This window comes from Pseudoalteromonas sp. TB25 (assembly GCF_000497995.1).
In the GTDB taxonomy this organism is placed as follows: domain Bacteria; phylum Pseudomonadota; class Gammaproteobacteria; order Enterobacterales; family Alteromonadaceae; genus Pseudoalteromonas; species Pseudoalteromonas distincta.
This window is the reverse complement of the sequence record NZ_AUTI01000319.1, coordinates 1-9,988: the sequence shown is the minus strand read 5'-3', so window position 1 is coordinate 9,988 and position 9,988 is coordinate 1. Positions and strand designations below refer to the sequence as shown.

Sequence of the window (9,988 nt, the reverse complement as noted above, 5' to 3'; positions counted from 1 at the left end):
CCGACGCAAAGGTGTACCCGCATTTTCGGCTAAATCACGAATTTCGAGTACCTGTTTATGATCCTGCCTGCTAGCCAGAACATCTACTTTCTCTATTTCTTTTTGCATTGAGGTAATGGTTGTTTTTGCCTTTTCAAGCGACCTTCCTGAGCCCAACATTGAGCGAGCAGGAGCAGTTAAAGCAATAGCAACACCTGCTACAGTAGGATGAACACCTGACTGTAACATCATCCACCAGGTGGCAAGACCAATGATAATGTAAAAAAGCGGTTGTCTTATTCCGGCATAATTGGCGGCTACTAAAAAAGTAAATAGAACAACGGCGCATGACAAATACATCACCGATATTTCTTGGGTATAAAACACGGCAATAACGAGTATTGCCCCCACGTCGTCAACAATCGCAAGACCTACAATAAAAGCCAACAAGCTTGTTGGTATGTGTTTTCTTACAATTGTAAGCACACCTAATGCAAACGCAGTATCGGTTGCCATGGGTATACCCCAACCAATCAGTGAATCTTGCCCCCAGTTAAACAGCGAATAAATACCAGCTGGCACGACCATTCCGCCTATGGCGCAAAAAATGAGCATGTGTCTATTTTTGGGCTCAGCTAAATCCCCAGCAAGTACCTCTCGTTTTATTTCAAGCCCTAGCAATAAGAAAAATATCACCATCAAACCATCATTAATAATGTGTTTAAGCGAGGTTTGTAGCTCAAAGTTTCCTAATGAGATCCCAATAGGCGTATGCACTAAGTTTAGATAGGTAGCTGAATAAGCTGAATTTGCCCACCATAGTGCAATGATTGTAGATACCAGAAGAAACAAACTAGAAGTGGTTTGAGCACGCATAAAATTAGAAAATGGGGTGTGCATATAGTCTAAGCCACGATTTAGTATATTTTTAGAATCGTTAGGCATATCAGGTAGCCTTATAAATTGTGGGTGTTCGTTTTATCAAAACTTTTAAGATTTAAGTTCTCCAGCTTTACTATCAGTCAACAAACACTTCGCCTTAAAATTACTTACATTAAGACGAAGTGCACACCCCTAATTAATCTAATGTAAAATTAGATTAGAGATAGATTTAATCATTGTGTTATTACGTTATAAGGGTAAATATTTTCGCGGTTTTGGAATGCCAAAATAGCCGCATTTTTAATTATTCCTTGCTCAATGTTTATTGCACGGCGAATGGTTTCATCTTTTTGCCACTGCAAAGCACCTTTAAGTATCGTTTGTAAATATACAATGAGCGCCGCAGAGATTGAACGCGTCGCGCTTTCCCATAAATAACTCGGTGTATGATCAACGCCATAATAATCCGTGTTGTTATATCGAAATAAAGGGTTTTTAAACGTTGTCGGCTTTGCAAAAAAGAATCCCATCCCCTCATCACAGCTAACATCAATAATTAAGCTGTTAGGTTTTAAGGAGTCTGCTTCTGATTCAATTACAAAGTTAACCGGATGAGCTGTTTCTTGATAAATCCCGTTCACGATAATATCGGCTTCGCTAATAAGATCGCTAAGTGGTCGATTAGTCCCATCATGTTCAACAACCATCATGCGAGCTTCTCCTTCAACACCTTCTCGTACCTTAACATAATGACAATCTAATATTTCTTCACGCACTTCGTGATCAGGACGCTGAATACAAATTGTAATATATCTAAAGCCATGCGCTTTAAGGGCGTAAATAGCGCCTCTACTCACTGCACCAAAACTAAATATAATCGTTTTACGTTGATCGCCATAATGACCATCAATACCCTTAAGTTGCAAAGCATGTATTACAGCGCAATACCCTGCCATTTCATTGTTTTTATAAAAAGTATGGCGCCCTACATTTCCGTTTGGTGACCACACATACATATCTTCAAAAGCAATTAAGGTAAGTTTACGCTCTATCGCCGCTTGTGTTATTTCATGCTGTTGAACGCAGTGGGCATAGCCCCAAATAGTGCCTCCTTCGCGCATTTCTTCTAAGTCAGCAAGTACAGGCTTTGCGATAATGGCAGTGCCAATATGGGTAAGTATTTCGCTGCGAGATGCAATGCCACCCGTTAACGTTGCAATATATTCATCGCTAACATTAAAAGCGGTGCCATAGCCTTGTTCAAACACCATTTGTTTTCTAAGATTTTCGGGAATTCGTAATAAGTGCTCTGGGTGAATAGGATACCGTCTTTCATCTGTCTTGCGGGATGTTCCGATAACGCCGATAGTTAATTCACTCATGCTAAGTCCTGTTTATAAAGTAAGTACGCTTGAGTTCATCAACGAATAATCGTACTTCGCCAATAAACTTAGGCGGTGTTTTTTCTGTACATTTATGGCTCGGATGAACCAACTCTATTTTACAAAGGTGTAATTTTGACAATAAATAATGAAGAGCAGTGAGTTAACTTGCATTGAGTTGCAAGCTGAAGACTATTACCTTTTGAGTAAAAGTGCTAACTGAGTATATCAGAAATAAGTATTGCTAACTTGGGTATCTCACACTGAAATAAAGGGAGTACTCGCTAATTACTGAGGTTTTACCTTAGTGATTTACTTTTTAGAGCAGGTTTAATCTGCTTTGTATTGGGTTAGCCGAACGTTTGGCTTTTATATCAACTTCGGCTATGTCCATGAGCGGTTATTACTAATTTTTTGTATGTAATCAAGATTTGGCTGCTTTGGTTTTCTTGTAAAGGCCAACTTATATGTATTCTTTTTTAACCTTTAATGGAGTCCCGTAATGTGGGTAATGCTCGGCGAGATATTTCCAAATAGCATGAGAGGATTAGGCTTAGGGGTTGCAGGGCTTGCTCAATGGCTGTCTAATTTTTTAGTCACTATTACCTTTCCCATATTGCTAGCCGGTGGAGGGCTTGTACTCGCATATTCGCTCTATGCATTTTTCACATTTATATCGGTGCTTTTTGTTATTTACCTAGTAACTGAAACCAAAGGAACAAAACTAGAAAACGTATAACTTTATCGTCCTAAATAGCTAAATTTAGGACGATAATTTTTTAGTGCCTACCCAACTAATCTATAACCTACCGCTGGCTCAGTTAAGATATGAATAGGGCTTGCAGGGTTTGCCTCAAGTTTTTGTCTTAGCTGCGCTACATGTACACGTATATACTCAGGTCTATTAATGTATTGCTCCCCCCATACCTGACTTAAAATAGCATTATGAGTAAGCACTTTATCTTTATTTTGAAATAACATAAGCAAAATTTTATATTCTTTATTAGTGAGCTTTACATCGCTACTGTTAAGCGTAACTGTGTGCTTACGCGGATCTATAATGATGCTACCGCATTGCAGTGCCAAACTCGGCTGTGTATTTACTCTTAGTAGCACACGCATTCTTGCCAGAAGTTCGTTTGCACTAAAAGGTTTGGTTATATAATCGTTTGCCCCATTATCAAGGGCTGTAACCTTTTCCACCTCGCCATCGCGAGCCGAAAGCACTAATATTGGTATTTGGCTCCATTGTCGTACTTCAAGTAACCAAGCTTGTCCATCCATATCAAGCAATCCCAAATCAAGTAACACTAAGTCAAAGCTTTGCTCACTCATTAATGAAAAACCATCAAGCCCTTTCGCACTAATTGATACGTTATAGCCACTGGCACCTAGTAATGTTTTTAAAAAACTTTGCAATGCAGGTGAGTCTTCTAGCACCAATACATTAATCATTCTTTGCACTCCAGCTAAGTATTGCTGTGGCTACTTGGGTCAGCTCATCAATAGCTAATACAAATTCGCCTTGATGAAACTGAGCAACTACATCGCAAATTACGCTACCAAGCCCAACTCCTTCATCCGAACTGCTTGGATGAGTAACTATGAGGTTGCTTACGGCTATTTTATAGTGTGTTATATTACCAATTCGTTCAGTATTAAAGTCCACTGTCGCCACTCCATCACCGTAACGTGCCGCGTTTTCGAATATATTCGCAAGCGCGATTTCTAAAAGTGTTATATCACCTATACAACAAGTAGCTTTATCAAAGACTAACGCTAAGTTAAAACCACTTAATTGCTGCTGCCTGCGTGCTTTAGCCTCAGTAACCAGTGTATGTACGTTGATAGCTTGCCACGCTAGCTGCTCTCCTATTTTATTTACCCGGCTAAGCTCCATCACTTTATTAAAATGCTGATTTAAGATTTCACTTTGCTCATAAATATTTTTTGCTTGTTCTGTAATTGATGCCTTACTCAGCTCAATATTTTCGTCAGCTAACATGCTTGATGAGCCCATAATAGTAGCCAAAGGCGTGCGTAGATCATGAGATAAACTACGCAGCAATGCGTTTTTAGCACGTTCTAACTCTGCTTGTACTTTCATCGATGCAGACTGGTTTCTAAGATTTGAGTTTTCGTGGACCTGAAACAACAAAGACAGTGCCGTATCTATAAATGCACGGTTTTCAGGACTAAGTTCGGCATCTGAACTAAAGCCGCCCCATTGTGTGTTTTGTTCGATATTGAAGTACTCTCCATTATCCATTGTATTATTGTTCCAACGAAGTGTAATACCTAGATGGTTTTTAATCGAAGTTGTAAATACTTGGCGCTGAGCGTTTATATCATCAAGCCCATTAAGCGCCTTAGCTAACTCATATAAACATCGTGTATTACTGGCATGTAACTGGGTATCACGAACGTTTTTACTTAGCTCGCCCGCCAATTTGCTTATCATCAAGCCAACTATAAGCATGACAGTAAAAGTGACTAAGTATTCAATTTTTTCGATATGAAATGTAAAGTACGGCAGTACAAAAAACCAGTCGGTACATGCCACACTAACTAACGTTGTAATCCCCGCTAAGGCGGCATTTTGACGCACCGCAACCCATGCCACCCAAAGTAATTGCAACATCACAATGTCGGTGGTCGTNGTTAGCCACTCTCGAACTGGAAAAATAGCCAGCACAATAAAAATAGGCGCAATTGTTGTCAATAAAAGCGGCTTAAGCCATTTATTAATACCCATTTGTGCACTCCCATAAAATTCTCTTTTATAGGTTACTGCTTTTTAATACGTTGTGTATAAAGTTTTTATAAAGATTTTTGGCTGTAGTGTTAAATGTTTATAAAGCTTAATTGATATGGGGTGACTCTTTTCTAAAATTCCATAGTCTTTGCTATGTAGTATTTTTTAAATAGGAACGCACATGGCACAGTTTGCAGTAATTGGATTAGGTAGTTTTGGTGTTACCGCCTCGCTTGAGCTTGCTAATCAGGGGCATCACGTTTGCGCAGCCGATATAAGCGAAAGCACCATTAACACGTTTGCTAATCAGTTAAATTACACTGTCATTTTAGATGCTAGTGATGAAACACAGCTTGCTCGACTCGACTTAACCAGCTGCCAAGCTGTATTAGTTGCAATTGGTGAAAATATAGAAGCGAGTATTTTATGCGTGCTGCATTTAAAAAACCTTGGTGTTAAACAAATATGGGTTAAGGCGTGCTCTAAAAGTCACCATCAAATTTTAAGTAAACTTGGCGTATCCCGTATTATTCACCCCGAAGAAGAAATGGGTATCAGAGTAGCACATGCACTTAACTACCCTATGGTTAACCAGTACTTTGCGCTTACACAATCTACATTTATTGTTGAGCTTGCCATAGATTTACATTTATCAGGGCGCAATATTGGCTGGCTTTTAAAAGAGCGTAACTCAGATATAAAACCGCTCACCTTACGCCGAGATGATAATTTTAATACAGACCTAACACTCGACACCGAGTTACGCCATGGTGATAGCCTTGTATTACTGGGCTCTAAACATTACCTAACAAAACTCACCAAACGGTTTAAAGCTTTATGATCAACTGGCAAGCACACGTACTTCCAAAGCAATTTAATCGCCGTTTAAAAAATTTGAAAAGGCCTGTTAACCCCCCTTTAATTTTAACTGCTGGTTTTTTTGCTCTCATTATTTTAGGCACTTGCTTATTACTATTACCTTTTGCAAGTGTTGAATCGCTTAGCTTTATTCAAGCTTTTTTTACTGCATCCTCTGCGGTTACAGTTACAGGCTTAGTTGTTATTGATACAGGCACTGCGCTAACCACATTTGGGCAATGTGTTGTTATGGTACTTATTCAAATTGGAGGAATCGGCTTTATGACCGTAGCCGTTATTTCATTTTTAAGTATTGGTAAAAACTTAGGATTAAAACAACGTTTACTTGCAAGCCAAGCATTCGATACCAGCGATTTAAATGGAGTGATCCATGTAGCTAGATGTGTAATAACTTACTCGCTAATAATTCAGACTATAGCATTTTGCTTACTTTTTATGAGCTGGGTAGATGACTATGGTATTGCGGGTAGCGCCTATCAAAGTCTATTTTATACTATTTCGGCTTTTAACAATGCCGGGTTTGCACTCGACAGTAATAGCTTAATGGCTTTTAAAAGTGATGTATCTGTTAATCTTATTATCAGTGCATTATTTATAATCGGTGGCTTAGGGTTTACCGTTTTAATAGATATATATCAACAACGTCGCTGGCATAAATTAGCAACTAATACACGTATTGTATTAATTGCAAGTGCTGTAATTAATTGCTGTGCATTTTTGCTTATTTTTTTATTTGAATATTCAAATCCAGCCACACTTGCCAACCTACCTATTAACGAGCAAGTAATTGCTGCCTGGTTTCAAGCAGTTACACCACGTACTGCAGGCTTTAATACTTTACCTATTAGCCAGCTCAGTTCCGACTCGACATTGCTTACATTGTTATTAATGGTAATAGGTGGTGGTTCGGTAAGTACAGCAAGCGGCATTAAAATAGGAACTTTTGTTATTTTACTACTTGCTATGTATAGCTATTTACGCCAAAAACCACAGGTAACCATATTTAACAGAGAGCTAAGCGACAAACTTGTGATAAAAGCATTGAGTGTTGTAATTTTATACTTATTTACGGCTTTTTTAAGCATCATGATTATGAGTAAAATCGAGAAAACGTCTCTTTTAGATATTACTTTTGAAGTAATTTCGGCATTAAGCACTGTAGGGCTATCTCGTGATTTTACTAGTAATTTAAGTATGCCAAGCCAGCTAATAATAATTTTACTTATGCTGATTGGCAGAGTAGGTCCACTGACATTTGCTTATTGTTTTGCAAGACCTAAATTACAACCTCTTAAATTTGCTAAAACAACCATACAAATAGGGTAACTATTATTAAGGCCACTTAGCCAGCATAATTTATGTAAGGTTTTTGGCAGTGTAAGCAAGGAAATTAGCGACTTCTAAATATGGCTTTATCAATTGAGAGACTTTTATAGAAAAAACAAAGGTAACTATAACCTCACTTTATTATTGCAGATATGAAAATTAATAAAATAAGCGCCAAAACCATTACAATAGTTTTGGCGCTTATTAAAGGGGTAATATTTACCCTTTCATTTTTTCAAGCTCTTTGCCTTTGGTTTCGTGTAAAAACTTAAATACAAATATTTTTCATGATGTTGATATTGCCCCTGAAGGCAAAACACTACAAGAAAGCCTCGATTACGTAACGCACATAGCTAACATTATCTAAAAAGAAATGCAGCGCACTGGTTAAAGCCACTGTGGGGTACTGCTAACTTGTTCTCAAACAAACGTTTTTGTGCCGGTGGTGCAACAAACCCTAATCCTAATACGTATGCATATGCAGCAGCGCAAGTTAAACATGCAATGGAAATTACGCATCGTTTAGGCGGCGAAAACTACGTACTTTGGGGTGGTCGTGAAGGTTACGACACACTACTAAATACAGACCTTGCGCAAGAAAGCGAGCAGTACGCACGCTTTTTGAAAATGGTTGTAGAACACAAGAAAAAAATTGGTTTTAAAGGCACATTATTAATTGAGCCAAAACCACAAGAGCCAACTAAGCACCAGTACGATTACGATACACCAACGGTTGCAGGCTTTTTACACAAGCACGCCTTACAAGACAAAATTAAAGTAAACATTGAAGCAAACCACGCAACACTTGCAGGTCATAGCTTCCACCACGAAATTGCCGTTGCTTGCGCTAAAGGTATTATGGGTAGTATTGATGCTAACCGTGGTGATATGCAAAACGGATGGGATACAGATCAATTCCCTAACGATGTAGCTGAGTGCACACTTGTCGTTTACGAAATTATAAAGAATGGCAGTTTTACAACCGGTGGCTTTAACTTTGATACTAAACTTCGTCGTCAATCGTGTGAACGCGATGATTTATTCATCGGTCACATTGGTGGTATGGATACGATGGCAAAAGCATTACTCAATGGAGCAGCAATGATTGAAGGCGGCGAGCTTTCTGACTTTGTAGAAAAACGTTACGCAGGTTGGAAAGAAGACCTAGGCCAAAGCATTTTAAAAGGTGAACAATCACTTGAGAGCCTTGCTGCGTTAGTACACGAAAACGACATCTATCCTAAGCAAGTTTCTGGCCGACAAGAGCTGCTTGAGAATATTGTTAACCGCTACGTATAAGGACATCGCCTCGGTTTTAAAGCCGAGGCGTACATCATTATGAACTTGTTAGAACAACTCAAAAAAGTAACCACGGTCGTTGCCGACAGTGGCGATGTAGAGTCAATCAAAGCCCTACAACCGGTTGATGCAACAACCAATCCTTCGTTAATTTTACAAGCTGCAAAATTACCTCAATATAAACACTTAAATACGTTTTTCACATATATGTAATTGTTATATCTGATAGTTTTTAAATTGCTCCCACACGGCCTCTCCTACAGGTCCCAACACTTCTCCCCTTTTCTTAATAATGTAATATTTTAGAGGCGTTATATTTTGCACATCACTAAGTGACAGCATTTTCAGAGTATTATTTGCAATACCTTCATCAGCTAAATAACCTGGTAATTTGCCCCAACCCATTGCACTTTCGATAAGCATTTTTTTAGTTGGAAAGTCATTTACATACCATCGTCGCTGACCTTGCTGTACACCCCACTCTATGTTTTTTGAACCAGTGCCTGAGTCCTGCACAATTATTTGGTATTCGTTCAACAAATCAGTGGCTTGCCTTAGGTTTGGATTTCGCTTTAACAACAAAGGGGAAGCTACATTGATTAATGAGCCGCTATTTAACAAATGCTTTTCAATTTTCTCTTCTTGTGCAGAAAATTCCATTGTTGGTGTTATACACAGATCGGCACCGCCATCAAGTAAGGCTTCAATTGCACCTGTTATGTACTCTTGCCTGATTATTATTTGAGTTTCAGGGAACTGATTTTGCATATTTTTTAGTAATGGTAAAATACCTTTTAAATTAAATGATGCTTCAATTGCAATCGTTATACTTACCTCGTTCCCCTGTGCTATGTGGTGTGCAACTTGTTTAAGTTGTGCTGCATCATCTAGCAATTTCATAGCCTTATGAAACATAGTTTTTCCTGCACTGGTAAGCTCTAACCGATAACCATTACGACTAAATAAGGCAAAGTTAAGGGTATTTTCTAGTTGCTTAATACCTTGGCTTATAGCTGGTTGAGTTTTGTGTAAAAGAGCACTTGCTTCACTCAATGATCCAACCTGAGCAACAGTAACAAACATACTAAGCTGTTCTAATTTCATAATTTACGCCAAACATGTAAAGCTAAAGTTTATGTCTTATAAAAAAACATTCAATATTAATTAATAAGAACTGTGATTATTCTAACGTCAAAAGCTAAGCATCTGCTTAAATCACTCTTATTAAAGTTGGGAATAACATGAGCACAAAAGTAAAAAGAATTTTTATGTATACATCACTAGGATTAACAACACTTGCCTTTATAGCTGCAGGCTCTGCAAAACTAGCAGGAGTTGAGCAAATGCACTTATCTTTTGCACTCATGGGTTTACCTGCTTGGTTTGGCTATTTTATTGGTGCAAGTGAACTTGCAGGTGCTGTTGCTATTTGGATAAAAAAACTAAGCATTATAGCTGCAAGTGGTTTGTTAGTTATTATGGCTGG

Annotated in this window: 8 protein-coding genes and 3 pseudogenes; 6 read left to right on the top strand and 5 right to left on the bottom strand. The window is 38.4% G+C overall.

The window, feature by feature from the left end; translation table 11 throughout:
• Together L652_RS0112060 and L652_RS0112055 are read right to left on the bottom strand one after the other, a co-directional pair.
• Positions 1-924: Na+/H+ antiporter NhaA (locus tag L652_RS0112060; protein WP_024603474.1), on the bottom strand; the 924-nt coding region annotated here is incomplete at its 3' end.
• A gap of 170 nt (positions 925-1,094) precedes the next feature.
• A complete protein-coding gene (locus tag L652_RS0112055) occupies positions 1,095-2,243 on the bottom strand; it encodes a N(5)-(carboxyethyl)ornithine synthase (protein ID WP_024596488.1) in 1,149 nt (382 codons plus the stop codon).
• Between the two features lie 448 nt (positions 2,244-2,691).
• Between L652_RS0112055 and L652_RS0112050 the strand changes: the two are divergent.
• Positions 2,692-2,982, top strand: a pseudogene (locus L652_RS0112050) (MFS transporter); the annotation flags it as partial.
• A 47-nt stretch (positions 2,983-3,029) separates the two neighbouring features.
• On the opposite strand, the gene L652_RS0112045 reads toward L652_RS0112050, so the two are convergent.
• Complete coding sequence (locus tag L652_RS0112045; RefSeq protein WP_024596487.1) at positions 3,030-3,698, bottom strand: response regulator transcription factor; 669 nt, start codon at positions 3,696-3,698, stop codon at positions 3,030-3,032.
• Entirely contained in the window at positions 3,691-4,998 is a 1,308-nt protein-coding gene (locus L652_RS0112040) for a DUF4118 domain-containing protein (protein WP_024603473.1), read from the bottom strand. Before L652_RS0112040 ends, L652_RS0112045 begins: the two co-directional genes overlap by 8 nt.
• 181 nt (positions 4,999-5,179) lie before the next feature.
• On the opposite strand from L652_RS0112040, the gene L652_RS0112035 reads away from it, so the two are divergent.
• The 4 genes and pseudogenes from L652_RS0112035 to L652_RS1000000124955 form a co-directional block, all read left to right on the top strand.
• On the top strand, positions 5,180-5,839 hold the full coding sequence (locus L652_RS0112035; protein WP_024596486.1) for a TrkA family potassium uptake protein: 660 nt from the start codon (positions 5,180-5,182) through the stop codon (positions 5,837-5,839).
• On the top strand, positions 5,836-7,203 hold the full coding sequence (locus tag L652_RS0112030) for a TrkH family potassium uptake protein (protein ID WP_024596485.1): 1,368 nt from the start codon (positions 5,836-5,838) through the stop codon (positions 7,201-7,203). Before L652_RS0112035 ends, L652_RS0112030 begins: the two co-directional genes overlap by 4 nt.
• 283 nt (positions 7,204-7,486) lie before the next feature.
• Positions 7,487-8,502: pseudogene (locus L652_RS01000000123755) on the top strand (xylose isomerase); the annotation flags it as partial.
• A gap of 36 nt (positions 8,503-8,538) precedes the next feature.
• Positions 8,539-8,688: pseudogene (locus L652_RS1000000124955) on the top strand (transaldolase family protein); the annotation flags it as partial.
• Positions 8,689-8,718: 30 nt separating this feature from the next.
• Here the strand turns inward: L652_RS1000000124955 and L652_RS0112010 are convergent.
• Positions 8,719-9,606 carry a LysR family transcriptional regulator gene (locus tag L652_RS0112010; protein WP_002962592.1) on the bottom strand — a complete coding sequence of 296 codons (888 nt, stop codon included), beginning with the start codon at positions 9,604-9,606 and terminating at the stop codon, positions 8,719-8,721.
• 164 nt (positions 9,607-9,770) lie between these two features.
• Here L652_RS0112010 and L652_RS0112005 point away from each other — a divergent pair.
• The coding region (locus L652_RS0112005) for a DoxX family protein (protein ID WP_253947721.1) at positions 9,771-9,988 on the top strand (218 nt) is incomplete at its 3' end.

Excerpts from the sequence above, each read along its gene's own strand:
- L652_RS0112045 (WP_024596487.1), bottom strand. The coding sequence starts at position 3,698 with ATGATTAATGTATTGGTGCTAGAAGACTCACCTGCATTGCAAAGTTTT.
- L652_RS0112030 (WP_024596485.1), top strand. The coding sequence starts at position 5,836 with ATGATCAACTGGCAAGCACACGTACTTCCAAAGCAATTTAATCGCCGT.
- L652_RS0112055 (WP_024596488.1), bottom strand. The coding sequence starts at position 2,243 with ATGAGTGAATTAACTATCGGCGTTATCGGAACATCCCGCAAGACAGAT.
- L652_RS0112035 (WP_024596486.1), top strand. The coding sequence starts at position 5,180 with ATGGCACAGTTTGCAGTAATTGGATTAGGTAGTTTTGGTGTTACCGCC.
- L652_RS0112010 (WP_002962592.1), bottom strand. The coding sequence starts at position 9,606 with ATGAAATTAGAACAGCTTAGTATGTTTGTTACTGTTGCTCAGGTTGGA.